Raw genomic sequence first — 21,881 nt, 5'->3', positions numbered from 1 at the left:
GATTGCTACAAGCCTCGCCAGGCATCCGCACTACCCGAAAAATAGTTATAGGCGCCGGAAAGGTCGTCGGCGGTGATGGCTTGTTCGCCGGTTTTGTCTATAACGGTCTTGCCCCGTCGCTGCAGTACGAAACGCGGCGTGCCGGCTCGGGCATCCGCGCTGAGATGGGTCACACCCGCGGGCACGTCGAAGCGCGTGGCGGAGTTCTGGACCGACGCCAGCGACACGACCAGCGCAGCCGGCGCTGTCAGAAACACCGATACGTGAATCTGCGACGACAGCGGTTCGCTGGTGCGCGGGGGCGTGCCGGCATCGTGTGTGTCCAGCCAACGCTGGTGATCCTGCCCGAGCGGATTCAACCGATAAAAATAGAACAGCCGATCCCGCGTGATGGCAGGCTTGCTGTCTGACTTGAACCATTCGATGTAGTACCGGCTCGCGTCGAGATAACCGGTATGCGAGAGGAGATCGCCGAAGCGGTCGTCATAGACATGAGCGCGGCCCGTGCCGCCGATGGGCGCGACATACGTGGATTCGGCCCAGTCATTCCAGGTCACGATCTGCACCCATGCCGCGCCGGATGTGATCGCCGCTTCCCATTCGGTCGCCATGCCGGAGAAACCGCTGGTTTCGAACGCGCGATAGTTGCTGCCCGCCCGCAGCCCGCGATAATACGGCGTGACCGGCGCCATGAACACTTTGCCCCGGGCCTTGAGTTCCGCGCTGAGCACTTCAGTGGACTTAGCGATCAGGTTTGGCGCACCCGCCGCGCCGAAGTAGAAATAACCATCAGCACTACCAAGCTGTTCTGCGATCTGAGCGGCTTCGCATGCGGAAATCTGGCGCTCGCCCGAGGACGGGAAAAAGTGCGGCACGAAGAACGCGCCTAGCCGGGCCGCTTCGCGCACGAGTGCCGCGCCATGGGTGTAACCCTTGCCTCCCGCGGCATAGGCGGACAGAACGGGCTTGTTATCAACGCACAATTGCGCCTTGAGACCGCGCGTAGTGGCGACTATGTCCTCGATTTCGTCTTGCGCCCGGCCGTCGGCGGAGACGAACAGCGTGAAGTCGAAGTCGAGACGCGCGGCTGCGGCGTACAGGCGCAGCACGCGTTGTTTATAGTGCGGCTCGCTGCGGTCCCAACCGCCGCAATTGAGTGCGAAGCCGTCGATGCCGCGCGCGTGCGCGTCGCGGCATTCCGACTCATAAGCGGCGACCGTTGCATGCGGGCCACCACGCGGCCACGCGACCACGTAGTGGGCGAACGCGTTTGCGCAATCGCTCTGCTGCAAGCGGCGGTACGGCGGCGTGAACGCTGAGGGGAGTAGTGCAGGACAACGAGAAGCACGCAAGCACGAAGCGGCGACGGCCCGGGATCGGACGTGATGGCATGAAGGGCAGGCTCAAGAGAGTGTCTGCACCATAGTAGCCGGATCATGAGGACTACATGTGGAAGTCAGACATGCCGATGACTTGCCCGAAACCAACCGCGAGAGTGTGAATGCAAACGCGCAGGTTTTGGGTTCACCCCGCTGCGCCGGCGTTTGCAATCCCGAAGATTGGTGCGCTTCATGTTGCTGGCGGTGCAACCGCCGATGTCGTTGCTATTGCGTCGGATCGGTGTCGGTCGAGGTCTGCTGGTGCCGATGCCCCCGGCCCTTTGCGGTCGCGGCCGGAGCGCTGGCTTCAGCGGGCGGCGCAGGCGGGTGATTGATGTACTGGAAGTTCTGCGCGATAGCCGAGTTAGCGACGTCCGGGCTCGACTGTGCATAAGTTGAAGAAACGAATAGCAGGCACGTGACGGCCGGCGCGAACAAGATACGGTTCATTGGAGACTCGTTTGTTCGTGAAGAAAAAAAACGGCCCACCCAGGAGGGCGGGCCAAGCTGCAGTCACTTGCATCACTCACAACCGCGTCTTGGGAGAAGACGCATGATCAGTGTATGCCGTGCAAGCTTCCAGTGCGTTGCAGGACCGCTTACATGCGTTACACCGCATGACAAACGCTCCCTGAAAATAGCAGGAACAAACCTTGCGGATGCTTGGCGACGTTGCATGCAGCGACCTGGTATGCATCGTGATGGATGAACGGCATGTAACGCCGCGATAAATTACAAAATGCCGACGTTGCAATCGTATCGACTGAAGTATTCAACAGGCACAATCCGTGTTCTGATTCGTGCCTTGCTTTACAGCTAGCTTCTAGCGTGCTTCATAAGCTTGATTAACAGCTTGATTCACCGTTTTATTAACGTTAACCCCCATCATTTTTAAGCAAAAAAAGTCCGAAAAGTTGTTATCCAATTCGCATCCGTTGCGTTAACAGAAATGTAGGGTGAACAACCATCGACTGGCGGGAACCTCCTGGGACACTTGATAGACGACATGACCAACCGCTAATGATGGGGTTGCGGGGTGTTGTTGAACTCGTCCGCCAATGTCGGCGTCTGTACCGCCTGTGCATGAATGACTCGCTATGTGAAGCCACTTCACTTTTTCCCCGCCTTACACTTATGGAAAACACCATGAAGAAAATTGCCATCGCCCTTGCTCTTGCCGCCACCACGTTCTGCGTTATCACCCCGGCCTCCGCCCAGCCGCACCATCGCGAATGCCACAAAGTGAAGGTGCATCATCATTGGGAAAAGCGCTGCCATTAATTGCCGGAGTTGTCGGCTGATCGATGTGCCGGATCGGCATCGATGGGCGGTCAGACCTGCGGTATTAACAGTATCTGCAGCAGCTTCAGTAGCGTCATTAAGCAGTCTTTGAAAAAGCCGTTCCGGATTTCACGGGAACGGCTTTTTCGCATCCGGCATTTGATCGCGCGACGGCTAGCTTGACGCTGTTGTATTCCAATGACAGCGTTGGCGGGCAAGCGCGTACCTGCAGAAGAAAGATCGTCGCGTGACGGCCGGGAACGCATAGAATAATTGCATGACGAATGGGCGCCGAGGGAGGCACTCAGGACCGGGAGTAAAAAGGCAAATCGAAAGGTGGGACGCGCACGCTCGGCAATGACGGATTGCATGGGTGATTGCGGCTTTAGGGGGACCGTTTCCTGCGGGCGGGAGGGTTGGATCGGCGAAGTGCGAACAGGCGCAGGCCGGCTCGGATCTGACAAGCGCCAGACAATAGCGCCTTATCGTTGGAAGCCTTCGAATGTTAAAAAGACCGACTATTTTCTTTCGGCTAAGAGCGGCTTTAGCGCGCCATCCGAATGCAATAGTTCTAGGCAGCATTGCTTTTTCGGTGATCGTGTTCGGGTTCGCCCTCGCTGTTCTGGTGCAGGCGCATCAGGATACGACGGCTCGCGCGATCGAGAATGCGGACAACCTGGCGCGCGTCATTGAGCATGACATCACGTACACCGCCCAGCTGACGGACCTCTCCATCCGGGCGGCCGTGGACGGCGCGCAGGACGCAGACGTCATGCGGCTGCCGGACCGCCTGAGGCGGGAACTTCTGTTCGACAGATCCACTACCGCCAGCCAGTACATAGGTTCATTGTTGTGCCTTGATTCGCAGGGCAAGATCATTGTGGACTCCACGAGCGCGATTCCACGCAGGGTCGACCTGGCCGACCGGGAGTGGTTCGTCGTTCATCGCGACAATCCGAATCTCGGGCTCTTCATCAGCCGTCCATTGCATTCGCGCCTGGTTCCCGGCGAAGTCGATCTCATGTTCAGCCGGCGGGTGAATCATCCCGATGGCTCGTTCGCCGGCGTTGTGGTGGCAGCCTTCCGGCTCGACTACTTCCAGAACTTGCTGTCGGGGGTCCGGCTTGGCCCCGGGGGCGTCATCACGCTCTTGCAGGACGACGGTCACATGATCCTACGTTATCCGAACGATGGAACCGCAGTCGACGAAAACTTCGCCGGACGAAAAAACTTCGAGCGCTTCAAAGAGACGCATGAGACGTCGTTTATTGCCACGTCCGGAGAAGACGGGGAAGAGCGGCTCTATAACTTTCGCACGTTAGACAAGCTGAAGATGATCGTGATCATTGCGCCCGCTACCCGCTACGTCTTCGCGGACTGGACCAGCCGGGCCTGGTATATCGGCGTTGTCACGGCGCTGCTGATTGTCGGCCTGTTGTTTGCGGCACAGCTTCTCTCAGTGGAGTTCCGGCACCGGCTGGAAGTGGAGGAGCACTTGCGCAACATGACGCGTATTGACGGCCTGACGGGCCTGAGCAACCGGCGCAGTCTCGACGACCGCCTCATGCTTGAATGGAATCGTTCAAAGCGCTCGGGAAAACCACTGGCGCTTTTGTTCGTGGATATCGACCGGTTCAAGGGCTACAACGACACGTACGGCCATCAGGCCGGTGATGACGCGCTGACCGCGGTGGCGCAGGCGATTGCGCGAAACAGTCAGCGGCCGGGCGACATCGCTGCGCGCTTCGGAGGGGAGGAGTTCGTGGTGGTATTGCCGGAGACGGACCGCGCGTCCGCGGCTGTGGTTGCCGCCGCCATTCATGCGGCTGTCCACGGTCTGGCGATCGAGCACAACGGTAGCGAGCATGGAGTCATCACGGTGAGCATCGGCGTGGCCTGTACCGACACCGAAGAGGTGGCCGACCCGCTTGCGCTGATCAAGGTGGCGGACCAGGCTGTGTATCGGGCGAAGGCTTCGGGCAGAAACCAGACGAGCATGGCCGGGCCATTCGGCGGAGCGGCCGTCACGACCTAGCCTGGGATTACACGCTCTCAAACGCGCCCGACGGCTCGCTACAAATGCGCCCTGACGTTCGTTCAACGAGTTCCGATCGAAGAGGCCAGGGCGATGATGAAGTCCATTGTCTTGCTTCCGGCAACGTCCTTTCAAACGCGCGAGCTCAGGCGGCGCCACTCACCGGACTTTTCTCGCGCAAGGCTGTGACATGCTGCCTGGCCGCTTCGTTGCCGTGAGCTAACGCACGTACGGCAAGGGAAAACGCCAACTGGGTGTCGTGGGCGACAGCGCTGCGATCGTCGTCGAAGAGTTTGGCCGCGTGGCGCAAATGCTGCGCCGCCTGCCCATGGAGTTCTGCCGCCGTTGCATGATGCTGCGCTGCGGTCGTGTTGTCGCCGGAACCCGATGGCGGCGGTAAGACGGTCGACGCACCGGCGTTATGTTTGACGACGCTGTTGGCTTCGTCTATGGCGTGAAGGGCATGCCCGTGCGCCATGACCGCCTGATGGGCGGCATGGTCGTGGTCCTTGCCTGCTTCGAAATGATGTGACGCCTCGCGGTGAAATCGCGCGGCCTGCTCGTGATGCGATGCTGCGGCTTCGAGATGTCCCTTTTTACTTTGTTTTGTGTTCATGGCTGCTCCTCCTGTACAACGTGTCCGACTTCGACGTTTGACCTGCCGCGTAAGGCATGCAATCAGCATGCAACCGCCATGCAACCGCTACGCGACAGGCCGGAACCTATCCAATGAATTTACGCCTCTTCGGTCCCCGGAGGTTTTTTTTCGGCAGGCCGGCTGCCATCGGAACGTTGTCAGGAAAGCGCATCCAGCAAGCCATACCACGCCACGCCCGCACTGATATACACACGCTGCAGCGCATGAAAGGGGATCGGCTGGATCGACGTGGGCGGCAGCGGCAGTCCCTGTGCCGCGCCGCTCATGAATGCGGCGAGGTGCTTGCCCAGGGTTGTCGCCATGGCGATGCCGCGCCCGTTGTAGCCCAGCGCTATCGTCAAGCCCTTGGCAGGCGTGTGCACATGCGGCAGGAAGTCCCGTGTAATGGCGATGCGTCCCGCCCATCGGTATTCATATTCGATCCCTTCGAGTTGCGGATACATCAACCGCGCTGCGCGTTCAAGATGCGCCCAATCGGTGACGGCACGCGGATCGCGGAAGGGACCTCGGCCGCCCATCAGCAAGCGGCCGGCGGCGTCCTTGCGGAAGTACAGCAACAACCGCCGCGAGTCCGACGCGACTTCGCGTCCGGGCAGCACACTCGCGGAAATATCGCCGGGCAAAGGCCGGGTTGCGACGATAAAACTATTTGCCGCTATCACTGATTGCGCGAGGCCGGGCCAAAGCGAGTCGGTATAACCATTGGTCGCGAGCAGCACCTGTTTTGCCTCGACGACCGTCCCTCCGGCACATTGCACGCGCCAGCCGTCGGCGCTTCGTTCGAGCGCGACGGCGCGGGTTGCACCGTGAATCGCGACTCCCGCCGCCTTTGCCGCGCGTGCCAGCCCACGCGCATAACTCAACGGCTGCACGCTGCCCGCGCGTTTGTCGATCCAGCCGCCCACGAATGTTTCAGTACCGAGCCGCTTCGCAACCTGCGAGCGGTCGAGTAGTTCGACCGGCGCACCACGCGCTTCCCACTGCCGTGCGCGGGCGTGCAGCGTGCCGAGCAGCTTGTTCGAATGCGTGGGCTGAATCCAGCCATTGCGGGTGGCGTCGCATTGGATCTGATGACGGCCGATCAGGTCGAAGACCGTGTCCGCGGCACCCCCGGCAATCTGCGCGAGCGCTTCGCCGTCGCGCGGACCATAGCGGCGGATGAGTTCATCCGGATCGTATTTCAGGCCGGGAATCACTTGACCGCCGTTGCGGCCGGACGCGCCCCAGCCCAGTTCGTTCGCATCGATCACGCAGACTTTCAGACCTTGCTCCGCAAGATGCAAGGCGGTCGACAGGCCGGTATAACCCGCCCCTACGATCAGCACATTGGTCTTGATGGACGTGTCGAGCGGCGGGGTATCGACGGCCGGTTCCGCCGTCGCGGCCCAGAGAGAAGGCGGCAACGGTTGTGCAACTTCAACGAGGCTCATGTTGGATATTCAGGTTGAAGGCGCGTCGGTGGAAGTGAGCACCCGGCGCAGGAAATCGCGTGTGCGGGGATGTTGCGGACGTTCGAGCAGATCGGCTGCGGCGCCTTCTTCGCAGATCGTGCCGTCATGGAGAAAACACACCCTGTCAGCCACTTCGCGCGCAAAACTCATTTCGTGCGTGACGACAATCATCGTCATCCCGTCATAGGCGAGCTGGCGCATCACGTTCAGGACTTCGCCAACCAGTTCGGGGTCGAGCGCGGACGTTGGCTCGTCGAACAGGATCGCCTTGGGCTCCATGGCCAGCGCCCGGGCAATCGCCACGCGCTGCTGCTGGCCGCCCGACAGTTCCGACGGGTAAGCATCCATGCGATGCCCGAGCCCGACCTTGTCGAGCAGATGACGCGCTTTTTCCCGCGCTTGCGCACGGGCTTCTTTCTTGACGAACACCGGACCCTCGCAGACATTCTCCAGCGCGGTACGGTGCGGAAACAGGTTGAAGCGCTGGAACACCATGCCCACCTGCATGCGCAGTTCGTGAATGTGATTCGAGCGGGCGTCGACGGTACGGCCATCTACGGTGATGGTGCCGGCGTCGTGCTTTTCCAGCCCGTTGATGCAACGCAGGAGCGTTGACTTACCCGAGCCGGACGGACCGATCAGGCAGACAACCTGACCCGCTTCAACGTTGAGGCTGACGCCCTTCAGCACTTCCTGGTCGTGAAAGCGTTTATGAATCGAGTCGACCTTGATCATCGTTTCCCCTTGAGACCGAGGCGGCGTTCCAGGCGACGCAAGCCATAGACCAGCGGCAGGCTGAGCCCGAGATAAAGCAGCGCAACCAGCGTGAACACCGTCATGTTCTGGAACGTCGACGACGCGATCAACTGCCCGGCACGGGTCATTTCAGCGACCGTGATGGTGGACGCGAGCGACGAGTCCTTCAGCATCATCACGAGCGTGTTGCCATAGGGCGGCAGCGCGATCTTGAACGCCTGCGGCAGCACTACGCGCCGCATGATCAGCGCGCCGCGCATGCCAATGGATTGCGCCGCTTCTATCTGCCCGTGATCGATCGCCTGGATGCCCGCGCGAAAATTCTCGGCCTGATACACGGAGTAAGCGATGCCCAGCCCGATAAAACCCGCTTGGAACGCGGACAGGCGCACGCCCAGATCGGGCAGCACGAAGTAGATATAAAAAAGCTGGACGATGATCGGCAGGCCGCGGATCACGTTGATGAACGTCGCGGCGGCGCGCGAAGCGAGCTTGTTCGACGACACCCGCATCAGCGCCAGCAGGAGACCGAGCAGCGTGCTCAGGATGAACGAGCAGAAGGTGATCTCGATCGTGACGACCGCGCCTTTCAGCAGGATCGGCAGGAACTCGATGGCGTTCTGGAAGAACATGGCTTCTATCCTCTTTATGCTGAGGATGCCGTTATTCCACCTGCCACTTCTTGATGATCTGCATCAGCGTACCGTCAGCCTTGATCTTCTTGATGCCCGCGTTCAACTGGTCGAGCGTGGCCGTGTCGCCTTTGCGCACCACGAAGCACAACTGGCCTTTCACTTCCGGCTGATACTCGGCAACCAGCCGCAACTGCGGATTCGGGTTGTGCTGAAGCTGGTAAGCGATGATCGGATGGTCGCCGAAGCCTGCCTTGATGCGTCCGAGGGCGACGTCGCGCATGATGTCGGCGACTGAGTCGTAGGTGCGCACTTCCTTGAAAATGCCTTTCTTGTTCAGCGCATCGACGAACGCCGTCCCTACCTGAGCACCCACCACTTCGCCTTTGAGCGAGTCCATTGTCGGGTATTTGCCGGTGTCGTCGGCGCGCACAATGAGGCCTTCGCCATAGGAGTAAACCGTGTCCGAGAAGTCGACGACCTGCTGGCGTGCGGGCGTCTTCAGCATGGCGGCCGAAATGATGTCGATCTTCTTCGTGGTCAGCGACGGAATAAGTGAGGAGAACGTGGTTTGTTCGATGCTGACGTCAAAACCCGACGCCTTTCCGGTGGCCGTGATGGCGTCGACCAGCAAGCCCTGGATCGAGTTGGTCTTGACGTCGAGGAAGGTGAACGGAATACCCGTAGCTGTCGCGCCGACCGCATAAGTGGGGGTGGCGGCCACCGACAGGGCCGGTGCGCCCGTGAGCAGCAATCCCGTTGCAAGGACACAGGCGAAGCGTTTGACGAACTGGAACATGAGGCTCTCCACTTATTGGGAAGGGTCGACAAGAGAAATCGGTCAATGACGGTTGGAGTATCTTATTCGAGACAATAAAATCGTCAATCGAAATATGCGTATCGATATTCGATATGATAGTGTTGCATTGTCATTCCGCACCTCGATCCAAACAATTGGGTAAATCCATGAACCTAAACAAGCCGGACCTTCAGGCGGACGTGCCTGCTGCAGCTGACGACGTGCCGGATGCGTTGTTCAATCAGTCGCTGGAGAAGGGCATTGCGGTGCTGCGGGCGTTCAGTGCACAGCGGCGGACCATGACGCTGCCGGAGGTGGCCGAGGCCACGTCGATCACCAAGAGTTCGGCGCAGCGCATGATCTACACGCTGGAAAAGCTGGGGTATGTGAAGAAGCATCCGCGCACGAAGCGGTATCAGCTTGCGGCGAAGGCCATGCAGATCGGCTTCAACTATCTGGCGGCGGATACGTTGATTGATGTCGCCAATCCGTTCCTGTCGGAGCTGACCAATGTGACGGGAGAGACGACCAACCTGACCGAACCGGATGGCGTGGAGATGGTCTACGTGGGGCGATTCGTGTGTACGAAGTTCCTGCCCATACACATGCCGATCGGCAGCCGCATTCCCATGTATTGCACGGCGTCGGGGAGGGCGTATCTGGCGGCGTTGCCGGAGGACGAGTCACGCGTGCTGCTGGAGGCAAGCGAGCGTGTGGTGCATACGCAGTACACCGTAACAGATCTCAGAGAGATCCACGCGCGGCTGGCGCAAGGGCGGCTCAGCGGCTATGCCTCGAATCGGGAGGAGTTGTTCATTGGCGATATGACGATTGCAGCGGCCGTGCTTGACGGCGAGCGCCGTCCGGTGGGGGCGGTGCATGTTGTCGCGCCCACGAGCCGCTGGACGCTCGCCGAAGCGGAGCAGCGCCTGGCCCCGGCGGTGATTGATTGCGCGCGGGGAATCAGCAACTCGATCCGTACGCTGGGGTAAGGGTTATCGTTCGCACTCCTTGGGTCAGGTCCTTCCCGGGTGCGAACGAAAACGTCGAGCCTTCTTCAATACCCCGGTGGCGGAGGCGGCGGCATCCCGGGCGGTGGCGGAGGAGGCGGCTGGGTGGAATAAACGCCTTGCGCCGGTTGCGCACTCATCATCCGCCCGCGCATTGGCACGCGGTTACCGTTTGCATACATGCACTGCAGATACGCCTGGTCATAGCGGCGCTGTACGTCGTAAGCTGACCCTTGCGCGTTGGACGCACCAAACAAACTGCCGGCCAGCAAGCCGGCGCCCGCGCCTACCGCAGCACCCGAACCGCCATTGAACGCCGCACCCGCAGCCGCGCCCAACGCCGTGCCAACCACGGCGCTGCCTACCACGCTATTGGTCGTGGACTGATTGGCCTGGTCACCGCCAACCTGCCCATACGCAAACTGACGACACGAACCATCGTCCGCGCGGAACTGGTCGAAGGTCTTGCCGGTACCAGGAAGGGCCATCACGCTCGGTCCCGTAGGCACCACGGCGCAGCCGCCGAGAATGCCGAGCGAAACCCCCATCGAAACGAGTAATGCAAGTCTTGGATACTTCATGATGCTTTGATCTTCCGTTCAAGGATTACTGAGAGTTGCCTGGTTGCGGCGCCACGGGACGCCAACCGGACGGGCAGTCCTTTACATACGGGTAATACCCTTTCGATGCATCGCAGTAGTACCAGGAGCCACCCTGCTGTCCAGAGCCGTCGGCCGATTGGCCCTGCGCCTGTCCCTGCTCGACATAGTTGACCGGTGGCGGCGCCGGCACGGCCACGACCGGCGGATAGTAGGGGTAAGGGTAGTAATACGGAACCGGCGCAACGGGATAGTAATAGGGGAGTCCCACCCCCACTCCCACAAAAACACGTGCGGCATTCGCCGGCCCGCAGATACAGGCTGCGGCGACTGCCACCGCCGCTAGCGGCAAGCAAGAATTCAGGCGTTTCACGACATTTCTCCCAACCTGGTTTGACATCACGCTCCCCGACTTTTTTTACCGCAAGCAGATATTGGACCGAACCGTCATCCACCGCATTAAAGGAGCACAACTGAACGCTAATTCAGTTGACCACGAAGTGCCATTACAGACGTTACGTGTCATTTTTCCGATCGTTACAAAACTGCCGTTAACGCCCTTATTCGAAAGATAATTGACAGCATCAGGTAATATATTTTTATGGAATTCAATCAAAAATACCCGGCAATCCGGTGCGGCTTCTAACAGGAGTAAAGGTGTCCACTCCAGCGGCCCTGTGGCACTGCTCTTACAATTGAAAACGATTACTTCTCGCGGAAATTCCCGGCGCGAAACGTTTTTTACATGAGACGCCGAATCGTCTTCAGGCACAAGAGCGGACAACCGCGGGTGTGTGCTCGCGCAACGGTCGGCGCGAATGTGACCAGAATTGAAGGGAACGTACTGACGCCGCAACTGGCGTTGCTGCGCACGAAGCAGAAGCGCGAGGCTTCGTAGCGGCGAGGCCGGATAAAAGCTGCAAGCGCAGCAGCGCTTGCGCCCGCTCGATGATGCGGATCATGACGCCGGTGTCGCGCCGTGCGGTCGCGCTTATTGCCGCGTTCCCGCTTTGATCGCTTCGGCGAACCGCTTGATGTAGACCGGCGATGCGTCGCTGATCGCCCAATAGACCATGCCGTCCTGGTGCCACTCGACCAGCGAATAACCGTCGTCGGACTGTGTGACCAGAGGCGTGGACGACGGCGCGCTTTTGCCGTGATCATCCGGGAAGACGTACAGGTCGATCGGATGTTTCAGGTACCGGTAGATCATGACGGCCACCGGACGATGATCCACATAATCGAGCCGGCCGCCGACCAGCGGAAAACCTTGCTCCTGGGGATCGACCACGGGCGGCGCATAGTCGATGCGCCCATTGAACCAGGGCTTGACCGTATGCTGGTCGCTCGACAGCACATCCATTGTGCGCGCCGACATCAACGCCCGCACGTGGCTTGAAACAATCTCCTGCTGCAGGTCGCCGCCACGGGGCGGTTGCTGGGTCCAGAGCAGCGTCATGAAGACCACCGAGCACAGGGCGATCCCCGCCACGCCGCCGCCGATGAACGGGACACCCGCCATGCGCCACGACCAGTTCCAGCGCGACGGCTTTTGCTTCGCTTCCTTCGCTGTTTCAGCTTTCAGCCGGGCTTGCACCTGCGTACGCAGGGATGCCGGGGCACGCTCGTAGAGCGAGCCGTCGCGCAGTTTGTCAGCGAGAGATGAGTTGGGTTTAGTTTCCACGCTTGGACTCCCCCGGACCGGCGGGTGGTGTTTTGACCAGGCGGATCGCCTGCTGTTCAGACCCGCTCTGGGCCGCCCGCACGGCCGTGCACAACAGGCGGCGCGCGCGCGACAGGCGCGACATCACCGTCCCCATGGGGATGCCCGCCACCGCTGCCACGTCCTTGTAGCTCATGTCTTCCAGCTCTCGCAACACGATCACCTCACGATATTCGACCGGCAACGTGGCCAGCGCCCGATGCACGAGCTGGGTCTCGTCCTGCCGCACGGCCAGTTTCTCGGGATCGTCGCCGCTTTCGTCGGCCCAGCCGGGAAGCTGGTCGTCGACATTGAGCGAGTCGTCGTAGGGCGTGGCATCCGCGCGGCTATGTTGCCTGCGCCATTCGGTGAACCAGGTGTTGCGCACGATCGCCAGCAGCCAGGCACGCGGATTGTCGCCCTCGTAACCGTCGAAGAAACGAAAGGCTCTCAGGAAGGCTTCCTGCACGACGTCGTCAGCGTCCGTGGGACTGCCGCTCAACCAGCGAGCAAGGTTATACGCCGCGTCCAGATGCGGCAGCATCACCTCGTCGAAGCGATTCGGCGAGTGCTTCGCCATCGGTACTCTCCCTGCCGTGGAACGTGCTGAATGTGTGTCATGCGCCCATGCGCATGACGGGTCGCCGTCGGTCCGCCATACCGCACTACAAAACGCCGGCTCTCAACCGTACTTACTGTCCGGCTTCCAGGTTTATTCCAGATTATGCGAGTTTCGCGAAAAAATTTATCGGGCATAAAGCACCGGACCGCTGAGTTTGGTGGGCATGGGGCAATGCAACCCCAGCTTGCATCTATATGCGCAATGGGGCTGGGGTACGGATGACAGCGCGCAGGCCCTGGCAATGATGAAGCGCTTCGGTTCGGTCACGGTGCTCAACGGCCACGTGCATCAGGTCGCACAAAAGGTTAAAGGCGAGATCAACTTCTATTCGACGTTATCAACGGCCTTTCCGCAGCCAGCCCCGGGCACGGCTGCCGGTCCCGGACCGATGAAAGTCCCCGCCGACACGCTGCGCAAGATGCTGGGGGTGCGTTCGGTCAACTACGTTCCGGGCAAGGCTGAACTGGCCGTTGTCGATACCCGGCTCAGCGTATGAGCGCCCTTTTGAACCAGCGGAGAATGATGATGACACTGTCTGATTTTCGGCATGCATGGTGGCCACGACGGCTGCTAAAACAATGGCCGCATTGTGCCTGGCAACGGCGCTGGCGGCTGCGCCCGCATTTGCCGCCGATGCAAAGCCGGCCGCGACTACCGTAGTGATCGACAACTTTTCGTTTAGTCTTGCTCAGTTGTCGGTTGCAGCGGGGTCGACCGTGACCTGGGAGAACCATGACGACATGCCTCATACGATCGTCAACGATGCAACACCGCGCGAATTCAAATCCGCCCCGCTCGATTCCGGTGAGCATTTTTCACAGACGTTCCTGAAACCCGGCACGTACAAGTATTGCTGTTCGATCCATCCGCATATGACGGGGACGATCGTTGTGAAATAGAAGAGGGATAGAAGAGGTTATTGCTGCACGCCCAGCCGATACCACGTGACTTGCCGGTACGGTTCACCGGGCCGGACGATCACGTTGCCCGCATCCGCCATGTTGACCTGGTTCGGAAATGCGCCGGCCTGGAGGCACAGGCCGGCGTGCTTTCCATAGTGTCGTCCATGCCGTCCCACGATGCCGTCCAGATGATTGCCGGTATAGAACTGCACGCCGGGTGCGCTGGTTCCCATTGTCAATTCGCGGCCGCTGCCGGGGTCGTAGAGCCGCACGACAGGGTTGAGCGTCCTGCCGCTTTCACCTACGACATAACAATGATCGAAGCCGCCCGCTCGCACGAGCTGATCGTGCGGCCAGTCGAGCCGCGCGCCAAGCGGAGCGCTCGCGCGGAAGTCGAACGCATGGCCCGCGACCTGCGCGCGGCCTTCGGGGATCAGTGCGGCGTCGACTTCGAAGAACGTGTCGGCATCGATGGAAATCACGTGGCCGCGGATATCGGCCGTTTCGTCGCCGGACAGGTTGAAGCAAGCGTGGTTCGTCAGGTTGAGCGGCGTAGGCGCGTCCGATACGGCTTCATACGCGAGCGTCAGCGTGCCGTCGTCGTCGAGCGTGTAGCGTAATGTGGTCGACACATTGCCGGGGAATCCCGCTTCGCCTTCCGGCGATTCATGCGTGAGGACCAGTCCGCCGTCCGCCTCCTGAGCGTCCCATAGCGCGCGATGAAAGCCCGCCGCGCCGCCATGCAGCAAGTTGTGGCCCTCGTTGCGATCGAGCGAATACGCGACGTTGTCGAGTGCGAAGCGCGCGTTCTCGATCCGGTTTGCCCAGCGTCCGATCACGCCGCCTAGATAGGCCTGCCCGGCGAAATATTCAGCCGGCGTGTCATGGCCCAGCAGGACATCGGCCACGCGGCCTGCGCGGTCGGCGGTATTCCATGAGACCAGCGTCGCACCGAGATCGCTGATCGCGACGCGCATGCCGTGCACATTGCGCAGCGTGAACAGGCGCGCCACGTCGCCGCCGGGCAACTTACCCCAGCGTTCGACACTGACGCGCGCGGAGCCTGGGCGGATTGGTGTGGGCATGCCGGCTGGATTCATGAAGAGCGGCGATCAGCCGGGTTGTGCGCAGGGCGCGACCGGCAGGCGCTCCTGGTATTCGCGCGGCGTACAGTCCAGCTCGCGGCGGAACACGGCGTACATGTATTGCAGCGAAGTGAAGCCGCAGCGAATGGCGACTTCAGCGCTCGATAAATCGTGACGGGCGAGGAGTTGCTTCGCGACATCGAGTTTGTGATTCAGGATCTCCTGATGCACGGTGCAGCCGAGTTCGCGGCGGAAGTGATCCTCCAGCGACGAGCGCGACACGCCCACGTAATCGGCCACCTGTTCGGTCTTGATACCCTGGCATCCGTATTGCCGGATGTAGTGGCGCGCACGCATGACATAGGGGCTCGACACCGGTTGATGCCGCGTTGATTCAAGCACGTTGATGCCCACCGGCGGGACGAGGATGCGCCTGCCGTGAAAGCGCGCACCGCCCAGCATCTGGTGCAGCAAATGAGCCGCTGTCCTGCCCATTTCCTCGGCCCCCTGAATCACGGAAGAGATCGGGATGCGGGTGAGCGAACGGGTCAATGGATCGTTGTCTATGCCGATGATGGCGACTTGCTCGGGTACGGGAATACCCGAAATAAGGCACGCCTGCAGCAGATGCCGCGCGCGTGCATCGGTCACGGCAATCACGCCTACGGGCTTCGGCAAGCTCTCCAGCCACGAGGTCAGTTGCGCGCTTGCCTGGCTCCAGACAGGCGCGCTGGTCGGCAGGCCGCGATGGATATCCGCTTCCAGCCCATCGGCCGCGAGCAGCGCCTTGAAGGCCAGTTCGCGTTCCTGCGCCCAGCGGTTTTCCGATGCTTCGGGCAGGCTGTACAGCGCAAAACGCTGCAAGCCGGCGCCGATCAGATGCGTGTATGCAAGCGATATCAGCTTGGTGTTGTCGGTCGCGATATAAGGCAGGCTGGCTGGATAACAAGCCGGGTCCGCATAAGACGAACCCACGGCGACCACGGGCAGTTGCGAATCTCCAAGTGCTTCGGCCACCGCCGGATCGTCGAAATCCGCGATGATGCCATCCCCTTCGAAGCGTTCGATGCCGTTCAGCCGGCAACGAAAATCCTCCTCCAGGAAGAGGTCCCATGCCACACGCGTGGACAGCAGATAGTTGCCGATGCCGGTAATCACCTCACGGTCATACACCTTGTTCGCGTTGAACAGCAGTGCGATCCGGTGTGATGCCTGAGCGGTCTGTGGTCGTGTCATCGAACTCCGGACGGACGCATGCCGCTGCGTCGCGATATGCCCGTCATCTCCGTTGCAGCGCAATATGCGCCTGTTTTTCTAAGGTCTTTGTAGCGTTTGCTGATTCTAGGCCCGCGCGTCAGCCCACCGCCAGCCTGATTATGACTTACCTGAAGAAACACCATGAGCGCTGGCGGATTTCGCAATTGCCCGCTGTGCGACGATGCTGGCAGCATGGTGTCACATTAAAAGCAAGGAGACGCCCATGTCGTATTTCGAACATTTGCCGGCCGTACGTTATGAAGGTCCGCAGTCCGACAATCCTTTCGCCTACCGCCATTACGACCGCGACAAGCTGGTGCTCGGCAAGCGCATGGAGGATCACTTGCGCCTGGCCGTCTGTTACTGGCATACGTTCGTATGGCCGGGGGTGGACATGTTCGGGCAGGGCACGTTTCACCGGCCTTGGCAGCAACCCGGTGACGCCATAGAACGAGCCCATGTGAAAGCCGACTCGGCATTCGAATTCTTCTCGAAACTGGGTGCGCCGTATTACACCTTCCATGACACGGACGTGGCACCCGAAGGCGACAGCATCAAGCACTACGTCAACAACTTCAAAGGCGTCACGGACTATCTGGCGACCAAGCAGGAGCAGACAGGCATCAAGCTGTTGTGGGGCACGGCGAACCTGTTTTCGCACCCGCGTTATGCGGCAGGAGCCGCGACGAATCCGAACCCGGAAGTGTTTGCGTTCGCAGCCACGCAGGTGTTCCAGGCGCTTGAGGCCACGCATCGGCTTGGCGGAGAAAATTATGTCTTGTGGGGTGGCCGCGAGGGTTATGACACGCTGCTGAACACCGACCTCAAGCGCGAACGGGATCAGCTTGGGCGCTTCCTCAACATGGTGGTGGAGCACAAGCACAAGACGGGTTTCAAGGGGGCTTTGCTGATCGAGCCGAAACCGCAGGAACCGACCAAGCACCAATACGACTACGACGTGGCGACGGTCCACGGTTTTCTTGCGCAGTTCGGTTTGCAAAATGAAATTCGCGTGAATATTGAAGCGAATCATGCAACGCTCGCGGGGCATTCGTTCCACCACGAAATTGCGACCGCTTATGCGCTTGGCATCTTCGGCAGTGTCGACGCCAATCGCGGTGATCCGCAAAACGGCTGGGACACCGACCAGTTTCCGAACAGCGTTGAAGAGTTGACGCTGGCGTTGTATGAAATCCTGCGGCATGGCGGCTTCAGCACCGGCGGCATGAACTTCGACGCGAAAGTGCGCCGCCAGAGCGTGGCGCCCGAGGACCTGTTCTTCGGGCATATAGGCGCGATCGATGTCATCGCCCTCGCGCTTGAACGGGCAGCCACGATGGTCGAGAACGACAAGCTTGCGGAGTTCAAGACCCAGCGTTACGCGGGATGGGACACGGAATTTGGCCGCAAGATTCTCTCAGGCGGTTACTCTCTGGAATCGCTGGCTATAGATGCGCTCGGACGTCGTGTTAACCCTCAGCATTTGAGCGGACAACAGGAGCTGCTCGAAAATATCGTGAACAGGGCGATTTATAAGTGATGTGCCAAGCTTGGCAAAACCGCAAAGAAGCCGCATTGAAAATCATTAAGCGGACCGGCTGATTTCGCAATTGCGTTCGAGGCGAATAAGGCCCCAAGCTAACGACAAATTAAAGAGAGACCACCAACCCGCAAAACCGACGACCGCGGACACCGATTCGCGGCGCAAGCAGTAGATTCCGCCGACGTCCCCTCTCTCGCCTATGCGTGGCCCTCACCGGCCGCGCAGGGAGACGTATCGGCTCGTCAACCATAAAGAGGAGTGAGACATGAAGTTCGCAAAACGCCGTGCTGTGCTCGGATCGCTGGTCTGTGGAGCGATGTTCGCAAGTCTGACCGTGCTTCCTTCGCTGGCTTACGCAAGCAAGGACAAGCCTGAAATTGGCTTTTGCATTGACGATCTGCGGGTCGAACGCTGGTCGCGCGACCGGGATTATTTCGTTGCCGCCGCGACCAAGCTGGGCGCCAAGGTGTCCGTCCAATCCGCCGATGCCAGTGAAGAACGGCAGATATCGCAGATTGAAAACCTGATCTCGCGAGGTGTGGATGTCATTGTGATCGTGCCGTTCAATTCGAAAACCCTCGGCAACGTGGTGGCCGAAGCGAAGAAGGCGGGCATCAAGGTGGTGTCGTACGACCGGCTGATCCTCGACGCGGATGTGGACGCCTATATCTCCTTCGACAACGAGAAGGTCGGCGAAATGCAGGCGCAAGGGGTGTTCAACGCGCAGCCGAAGGGCAACTATTTCATGCTCGGCGGCGCACCGACCGACAACAACGCGAAGATGCTGCGTGAAGGGCAGATGAAGATCCTCAAGCCGGCCATTGATCGCGGCGACATCAAGGTTGTCGGCCAGCAATGGGTGCCGGAATGGAGTGCGGCGACCGCGCTTCGTATCACCGAAGACGCACTGACCGCGAACAACAACAAGATCGACGCCATCGTGGCGTCCAACGACGGCACGGCCGGCGGCGCTATCCAGGCGCTGGCTGCGCAACACCTCGCGGGCAAGGTGCCTATCTCCGGTCAGGATGCGGACCTGGCCGCAGTCAAGCGCCTGGTGGACGGCACGCAGACCATGACGGTCTATAAACCACTCAAGCTGATTGCGGGCGAAGCGGCCAAACTGGCGGTGGACCTGGCGAAGGGGCAGCAACCGGCCTATAACGCGAAATACGACAACGGCATGAAGCAGGTCAACACCGTGTTGCTGCAGCCGACGCTCCTGACGAAGAGCAATGTCGACACCGTGATCAAGGACGGTTTCTACACGCAAGCCCAGTTGGCGGGAAATTAACACGCCTTTAGCGTCATGCCGGGCGTGAGGGCCTTGCAAGTATGAGTAAGGGTGGGCCTTCACGCTGATTCACTGTCCAGGATAAAACCGCATGGCAAACGCGCTGCTGGAAATGCACGGCATCGTCAAGACGTTTGGCGGTGTGAAGGCGCTCGACGGAATCGACCTCGCGGTCTCGCCCGGGGAATGCGTTGGTTTGTGCGGCGAGAATGGCGCGGGCAAATCTACGCTGATGAAAGTGCTGTCCGGCGTCTATCCGCACGGCACATGGGAAGGCGAAATCCTCTGGGAAGGTGAGCCTTTGCGGGCATCGACCATCCGCGAAACGGAGGACGCCGGCATTGTCATCATCCATCAGGAACTGATGCTGGTGCCGCAGCTATCCGTGGCGGAAAACATCTTCCTCGGCAACGAGATCACGCTGAGCGGCGGCCGCATGAACTACGCGGCCATGTACCAGCGCGCGGACGAATTGCTGCGCGAATTGAACATCAGCGGCATCAACGTGGCTCAGCCCGTGATGAACTATGGCGGCGGCCATCAGCAGCTCATCGAGATCGCCAAGGCGTTGAACAAGCGCGCAAAGTTGCTGATCCTGGATGAACCTTCGTCGTCCCTGACCGCGAGCGAAATCCGCATCCTGCTGGACATTGTGCGCGACCTGAAGAAACGCGGCGTGGCGTGCGTGTACATCTCGCACAAGCTTGATGAAGTGGAAGCCGTCTGCGACACCATCACGGTGATCCGTGACGGCAAGCATGTCGCCACGCAGCCGATGAAGGACCTGAGCACCAACAGCATCATCTCGATGATGGTGGGCCGCGAGATCAAGAACCTGTTCCCGCGCGAGCCGCATGACATTGGCGAAGTGATCTTCGAGGCGCGTCACGTTACCTGTTTCGACGTGACCAACTCACGCCGCAAGCGGGTGGATGACGTCTCGTTCTCGCTGCGCAAGGGCGAGATTCTCGGCGTGGCGGGATTGGTCGGCGCGGGGCGGACCGAACTGATGCAGGCAATCTTCGGCGCCTACCCGGGCATCAGCGAGGCGGAGGTTTACCTGAACGGCAAGCGCCTGAAGATCAAGACCCCGGCCAATGCAATCGACGCCGGTATCGGCATGGTGCCCGAGGACCGCAAGCGCCACGGCATCGTGCCGCAACTGGGCGTGGGACATAACATCACGCTTGTCGTGCTGAACCGTTTTGCGAAGGGCGGGCGGATTGATTCCGCTGCCGAGCTCGACACCATCCATACCGAGATGAAGCGGCTTTCCGTGCGTGCAGCCACCCCCATGTTGTCCATCGCCAGCCTGTCCGGCGGCAATCAGCAGAAGGCCGTGCTGACCAAGATGCTGCTGACCGACCCGGCAATTCTTATCCTCGATGAACCCACGCGCGGCGTTGACGTAGGCGCCAAGTTCGAGATCTACAAGCTCATGTTCGCGCTGGCCCGCCGCGGCGTGTCGATCATCGTGGTGTCGTCGGAGCTCAACGAAGTGCTGGGCGTGAGCGACCGCGTGCTGGTGATCGGCGAAGGTCAGTTGCGCGGCGACTTCGTCAATGAGGGGCTTACGCAGGAACATATCCTGGCGGCAGCCATCCGCGCGACCCCACAGACAAACTCTTTTCAAGCGAGCGTCGCATGACTCCTGACGTCACCTCGTCGCCCAAACGCAGCGCCGCCGGCGGCGCGGGCACCTCCTCCGGGCAGCGCTTCAAGCAGCTATTCACGCGTTACAAGTTGCTTGCCCTGCTGCTGGCGGTCACCGTCATCTGGATCTTCTTTTCCTTCCTCACCGACGGCGCGTTCGTCACGCCGCGCAACCTGTCGAACCTGCTGCGGCAGATGTCGATTACCGGCATGCTCGCGTGCGGCATGGTGTTCGTGATCATCTCGGGCGAGATCGACTTGTCGGTTGGGTCGCTGCTCGGTTTGCTGGGCGGCGTGGCCGCTATTCTCGATGTCTCGCATCACTGGCCGATCCAGTTCACGGTGCCGGCAGTCATGCTGCTTGGCATTGCAGTCGGCCTGTTCAACGGCTGGTGGTCGACCTATTTGCGGGTGCCGTCGTTCATTGTCGGGCTTGGCGGCATGCTCGCGTATCGGGGCGTGCTGCTGGGCGTGACGGGTGGTTCGACCATCGCGCCGGTCTCGAGCAACCTGGTGTTTATCGGCCAGGGATATTTGCCGCGCATGGCGGGCAATGTGCTGGCCGTCGTGCTATTTGCGCTGCTCGTCTCGCTGACCGTGCGCCAGCGGCAGAACCGCCTGCGTTACAGCCTGCCTGTCGTGCCGCTCTGGCAGGACGGCATGAAGATCGTGGCGGCGGGGCTCGTGCTGGTCGCGTTCGTGACCACGCTGAACCAGTACGGCGGTATTCCCGTGCCGGTGTTGCTGCTACTGGCGCTCCTTGGTATTTTCACCTATATCGCGACGCAGACCGTGTTTGGCCGGCGTATTTATGCGGTTGGTTCAAACCTGGAAGCGACCCGTTTATCTGGCGTGAATACCAACCGCGTGAAGCTGATGATCTTTGCGCTGATGGGCCTGATGTGCGCGCTTGCCGGGTTAGTCAACACGGCGCGGCTCGCGGCCGGGTCGCCGTCGGCGGGGACCATGGGCGAACTCGACGCCATTGCCGCGTGCTTTATTGGGGGGACATCCATGCGCGGTGGTTCGGGTACCGTGTATGGCGCATTGATCGGTGCATTGGTGATGGCGAGCCTGGACAACGGCATGTCCATGCTCGATGTCGATTCGTATTGGCAGATGATCGTGAAGGGCGGGATTCTTGTGCTCGCGGTGTGGATCGATGTCGTGTCGGGCTCCAACCAGCGCTAACCAATAGTAGTGCGGGGGTTTTCCATGGTGGT

At 60.4% G+C, this 21,881-nt stretch carries 22 protein-coding genes and 1 pseudogene; 10 read left to right on the top strand and 13 right to left on the bottom strand.

All coding sequences use genetic code 11. The annotated features are described in order from the left end of the window. Nucleotides 1–5: 5 nt before the first annotated feature. Complete coding sequence (locus ABH944_RS24625) at nucleotides 6–1,292, bottom strand: endo-1,3-alpha-glucanase family glycosylhydrolase (RefSeq protein WP_404609931.1); 1,287 nt, start codon at nucleotides 1,290–1,292, stop codon at nucleotides 6–8. A 312-nt stretch (nucleotides 1,293–1,604) separates the two neighbouring features. Then, the gene (locus ABH944_RS24620) at nucleotides 1,605–1,829 is read right to left on the bottom strand and encodes a hypothetical protein (RefSeq protein ID WP_404609932.1); all 225 of its coding nucleotides are present in this window, start codon (nucleotides 1,827–1,829) and stop codon (nucleotides 1,605–1,607) included. Nucleotides 1,830–2,525: 696 nt separating this feature from the next. On the opposite strand from ABH944_RS24620, the gene ABH944_RS24615 reads away from it, so the two are divergent. Together ABH944_RS24615 and ABH944_RS24610 are read left to right on the top strand one after the other, a co-directional pair. Next, nucleotides 2,526–2,660 (top strand): hypothetical protein, encoded by a 135-nt coding sequence (locus ABH944_RS24615; protein WP_257026163.1) that lies wholly within the window; start codon nucleotides 2,526–2,528, stop codon nucleotides 2,658–2,660. Nucleotides 2,661–3,162: 502 nt separating this feature from the next. Next, nucleotides 3,163–4,695 (top strand): sensor domain-containing diguanylate cyclase, encoded by a 1,533-nt coding sequence (locus ABH944_RS24610; protein WP_404609933.1) that lies wholly within the window; start codon nucleotides 3,163–3,165, stop codon nucleotides 4,693–4,695. Between the two features lie 145 nt (nucleotides 4,696–4,840). Here ABH944_RS24610 and ABH944_RS24605 read toward each other — a convergent pair whose 3' ends face one another. From ABH944_RS24605 to ABH944_RS24585, 5 genes are all read right to left on the bottom strand, one after another. After that, nucleotides 4,841–5,311, bottom strand: a complete 471-nt coding sequence (locus ABH944_RS24605; RefSeq protein ID WP_404609934.1) for a hypothetical protein — start codon at nucleotides 5,309–5,311, stop codon at nucleotides 4,841–4,843. A 179-nt stretch (nucleotides 5,312–5,490) separates the two neighbouring features. Then, on the bottom strand, nucleotides 5,491–6,783 hold the full coding sequence (locus tag ABH944_RS24600) for an NAD(P)/FAD-dependent oxidoreductase (protein WP_404609935.1): 1,293 nt from the start codon (nucleotides 6,781–6,783) through the stop codon (nucleotides 5,491–5,493). A 9-nt stretch (nucleotides 6,784–6,792) separates the two neighbouring features. Then, complete coding sequence (locus tag ABH944_RS24595) at nucleotides 6,793–7,539, bottom strand: amino acid ABC transporter ATP-binding protein (protein ID WP_404609936.1); 747 nt, start codon at nucleotides 7,537–7,539, stop codon at nucleotides 6,793–6,795. Continuing rightward, the gene (locus tag ABH944_RS24590) at nucleotides 7,536–8,192 is read right to left on the bottom strand and encodes an amino acid ABC transporter permease (protein WP_165104213.1); all 657 of its coding nucleotides are present in this window, start codon (nucleotides 8,190–8,192) and stop codon (nucleotides 7,536–7,538) included. The genes ABH944_RS24595 and ABH944_RS24590 overlap by 4 nt, the downstream gene beginning before the upstream one ends. Nucleotides 8,193–8,223: 31 nt before the next feature. Then, a complete protein-coding gene (locus ABH944_RS24585; protein WP_097266446.1) occupies nucleotides 8,224–8,991 on the bottom strand; it encodes an ABC transporter substrate-binding protein in 768 nt (255 codons plus the stop codon). 167 nt (nucleotides 8,992–9,158) lie between these two features. Between ABH944_RS24585 and ABH944_RS24580 the strand changes: the two genes are divergently transcribed. Continuing rightward, entirely contained in the window at nucleotides 9,159–9,983 is an 825-nt protein-coding gene (locus ABH944_RS24580; RefSeq protein ID WP_404609937.1) for an IclR family transcriptional regulator, read from the top strand. Nucleotides 9,984–10,048: 65 nt separating this feature from the next. Here ABH944_RS24580 and ABH944_RS24575 read toward each other — a convergent pair whose 3' ends face one another. Then, nucleotides 10,049–10,582 (bottom strand): YMGG-like glycine zipper-containing protein, encoded by a 534-nt coding sequence (locus tag ABH944_RS24575; RefSeq protein ID WP_404609938.1) that lies wholly within the window; start codon nucleotides 10,580–10,582, stop codon nucleotides 10,049–10,051. A gap of 25 nt (nucleotides 10,583–10,607) precedes the next feature. After that, on the bottom strand, nucleotides 10,608–11,000 hold the full coding sequence (locus ABH944_RS24570; protein ID WP_404609939.1) for a hypothetical protein: 393 nt from the start codon (nucleotides 10,998–11,000) through the stop codon (nucleotides 10,608–10,610). A 345-nt stretch (nucleotides 11,001–11,345) separates the two neighbouring features. Between ABH944_RS24570 and ABH944_RS24565 the strand changes: the two genes are divergently transcribed. Further along, a complete protein-coding gene (locus tag ABH944_RS24565) occupies nucleotides 11,346–11,498 on the top strand; it encodes a hypothetical protein (protein WP_404609940.1) in 153 nt (50 codons plus the stop codon). Between the two features lie 93 nt (nucleotides 11,499–11,591). Here the strand turns inward: ABH944_RS24565 and ABH944_RS24560 are convergent, their stop codons facing one another. Both ABH944_RS24560 and ABH944_RS24555 read right to left on the bottom strand, forming a co-directional pair. Beyond that, nucleotides 11,592–12,284, bottom strand: coding sequence for an anti-sigma factor family protein (locus ABH944_RS24560; protein WP_404609941.1), 693 nt, complete (start codon nucleotides 12,282–12,284; stop codon nucleotides 11,592–11,594). Beyond that, nucleotides 12,274–12,927: pseudogene (locus tag ABH944_RS24555) on the bottom strand (RNA polymerase sigma factor); the annotation flags it as partial. The gene ABH944_RS24560 and the pseudogene ABH944_RS24555, both read right to left, overlap by 11 nt. A gap of 160 nt (nucleotides 12,928–13,087) precedes the next feature. Here ABH944_RS24555 and ABH944_RS24550 point away from each other — a divergent pair. Both ABH944_RS24550 and ABH944_RS24545 read left to right on the top strand, forming a co-directional pair. Further along, complete coding sequence (locus tag ABH944_RS24550) at nucleotides 13,088–13,420, top strand: hypothetical protein (protein ID WP_404609942.1); 333 nt, start codon at nucleotides 13,088–13,090, stop codon at nucleotides 13,418–13,420. Nucleotides 13,421–13,502: 82 nt separating this feature from the next. Next, entirely contained in the window at nucleotides 13,503–13,823 is a 321-nt protein-coding gene (locus ABH944_RS24545; protein ID WP_404609943.1) for a plastocyanin/azurin family copper-binding protein, read from the top strand. Nucleotides 13,824–13,840: 17 nt separating this feature from the next. Here ABH944_RS24545 and ABH944_RS24540 read toward each other — a convergent pair whose 3' ends face one another. Both ABH944_RS24540 and ABH944_RS24535 read right to left on the bottom strand, forming a co-directional pair. After that, on the bottom strand, nucleotides 13,841–14,911 hold the full coding sequence (locus tag ABH944_RS24540) for an aldose epimerase family protein (protein WP_404609944.1): 1,071 nt from the start codon (nucleotides 14,909–14,911) through the stop codon (nucleotides 13,841–13,843). 27 nt (nucleotides 14,912–14,938) lie between these two features. Further along, entirely contained in the window at nucleotides 14,939–16,147 is a 1,209-nt protein-coding gene (locus ABH944_RS24535; protein ID WP_404609945.1) for a XylR family transcriptional regulator, read from the bottom strand. A gap of 244 nt (nucleotides 16,148–16,391) precedes the next feature. Here ABH944_RS24535 and xylA point away from each other — a divergent pair, with 244 nt between their 5' ends. The 4 genes from xylA (at nucleotide 16,392) to ABH944_RS24515 (ending at nucleotide 21,849) form a co-directional block, all read left to right on the top strand. Beyond that, entirely contained in the window at nucleotides 16,392–17,708 is a 1,317-nt protein-coding gene (xylA, locus tag ABH944_RS24530) for a xylose isomerase (protein ID WP_404609946.1), read from the top strand. A 268-nt stretch (nucleotides 17,709–17,976) separates the two neighbouring features. Beyond that, complete coding sequence (gene xylF / locus ABH944_RS24525; protein ID WP_062084373.1) at nucleotides 17,977–19,005, top strand: D-xylose ABC transporter substrate-binding protein; 1,029 nt, start codon at nucleotides 17,977–17,979, stop codon at nucleotides 19,003–19,005. 91 nt (nucleotides 19,006–19,096) lie between these two features. Further along, nucleotides 19,097–20,653, top strand: coding sequence for a D-xylose ABC transporter ATP-binding protein (gene xylG, locus ABH944_RS24520; RefSeq protein WP_404609947.1), 1,557 nt, complete (start codon nucleotides 19,097–19,099; stop codon nucleotides 20,651–20,653). Then, a complete protein-coding gene (locus ABH944_RS24515; protein WP_404609948.1) occupies nucleotides 20,650–21,849 on the top strand; it encodes a sugar ABC transporter permease in 1,200 nt (399 codons plus the stop codon). Before xylG ends, ABH944_RS24515 begins: the two co-directional genes overlap by 4 nt. The last annotated feature ends 32 nt before the right edge of the window (nucleotides 21,850–21,881 follow it).

Origin of the sequence: Caballeronia udeis (genome assembly GCF_044909315.1) — a bacterium.
Classification (GTDB): Bacteria; Pseudomonadota; Gammaproteobacteria; order Burkholderiales; family Burkholderiaceae; genus Caballeronia; species Caballeronia udeis_A.
Note: the sequence above shows the minus strand (reverse complement) of the source record. Positions and strands in the feature narration are given on the sequence as shown.

What these genes read in the sequence shown, in the direction of transcription:
- ABH944_RS24580 (WP_404609937.1), top strand. Translation starts at nt 9,159, where the DNA reads ATGAACCTAAACAAGCCGGACCTTCAGGCGGACGTGCCTGCTGCAGCT.
- ABH944_RS24540 (WP_404609944.1), bottom strand. Translation starts at nt 14,911, where the DNA reads ATGCCCACACCAATCCGCCCAGGCTCCGCGCGCGTCAGTGTCGAACGC.
- ABH944_RS24605 (WP_404609934.1), bottom strand. Translation starts at nt 5,311, where the DNA reads ATGAACACAAAACAAAGTAAAAAGGGACATCTCGAAGCCGCAGCATCG.
- ABH944_RS24535 (WP_404609945.1), bottom strand. Translation starts at nt 16,147, where the DNA reads ATGACACGACCACAGACCGCTCAGGCATCACACCGGATCGCACTGCTG.
- ABH944_RS24570 (WP_404609939.1), bottom strand. Translation starts at nt 11,000, where the DNA reads ATGTCAAACCAGGTTGGGAGAAATGTCGTGAAACGCCTGAATTCTTGC.
- ABH944_RS24515 (WP_404609948.1), top strand. Translation starts at nt 20,650, where the DNA reads ATGACTCCTGACGTCACCTCGTCGCCCAAACGCAGCGCCGCCGGCGGC.
- ABH944_RS24565 (WP_404609940.1), top strand. Translation starts at nt 11,346, where the DNA reads ATGAGACGCCGAATCGTCTTCAGGCACAAGAGCGGACAACCGCGGGTG.
- xylG (WP_404609947.1), top strand. Translation starts at nt 19,097, where the DNA reads ATGGCAAACGCGCTGCTGGAAATGCACGGCATCGTCAAGACGTTTGGC.
- ABH944_RS24595 (WP_404609936.1), bottom strand. Translation starts at nt 7,539, where the DNA reads ATGATCAAGGTCGACTCGATTCATAAACGCTTTCACGACCAGGAAGTG.
- ABH944_RS24620 (WP_404609932.1), bottom strand. Translation starts at nt 1,829, where the DNA reads ATGAACCGTATCTTGTTCGCGCCGGCCGTCACGTGCCTGCTATTCGTT.
- ABH944_RS24610 (WP_404609933.1), top strand. Translation starts at nt 3,163, where the DNA reads ATGTTAAAAAGACCGACTATTTTCTTTCGGCTAAGAGCGGCTTTAGCG.
- ABH944_RS24550 (WP_404609942.1), top strand. Translation starts at nt 13,088, where the DNA reads ATGGGGCAATGCAACCCCAGCTTGCATCTATATGCGCAATGGGGCTGG.
- ABH944_RS24575 (WP_404609938.1), bottom strand. Translation starts at nt 10,582, where the DNA reads ATGAAGTATCCAAGACTTGCATTACTCGTTTCGATGGGGGTTTCGCTC.
- ABH944_RS24615 (WP_257026163.1), top strand. Translation starts at nt 2,526, where the DNA reads ATGAAGAAAATTGCCATCGCCCTTGCTCTTGCCGCCACCACGTTCTGC.
- ABH944_RS24600 (WP_404609935.1), bottom strand. Translation starts at nt 6,783, where the DNA reads ATGAGCCTCGTTGAAGTTGCACAACCGTTGCCGCCTTCTCTCTGGGCC.
- xylF (WP_062084373.1), top strand. Translation starts at nt 17,977, where the DNA reads ATGAAGTTCGCAAAACGCCGTGCTGTGCTCGGATCGCTGGTCTGTGGA.
- xylA (WP_404609946.1), top strand. Translation starts at nt 16,392, where the DNA reads ATGTCGTATTTCGAACATTTGCCGGCCGTACGTTATGAAGGTCCGCAG.
- ABH944_RS24545 (WP_404609943.1), top strand. Translation starts at nt 13,503, where the DNA reads ATGGCCGCATTGTGCCTGGCAACGGCGCTGGCGGCTGCGCCCGCATTT.
- ABH944_RS24585 (WP_097266446.1), bottom strand. Translation starts at nt 8,991, where the DNA reads ATGTTCCAGTTCGTCAAACGCTTCGCCTGTGTCCTTGCAACGGGATTG.
- ABH944_RS24590 (WP_165104213.1), bottom strand. Translation starts at nt 8,192, where the DNA reads ATGTTCTTCCAGAACGCCATCGAGTTCCTGCCGATCCTGCTGAAAGGC.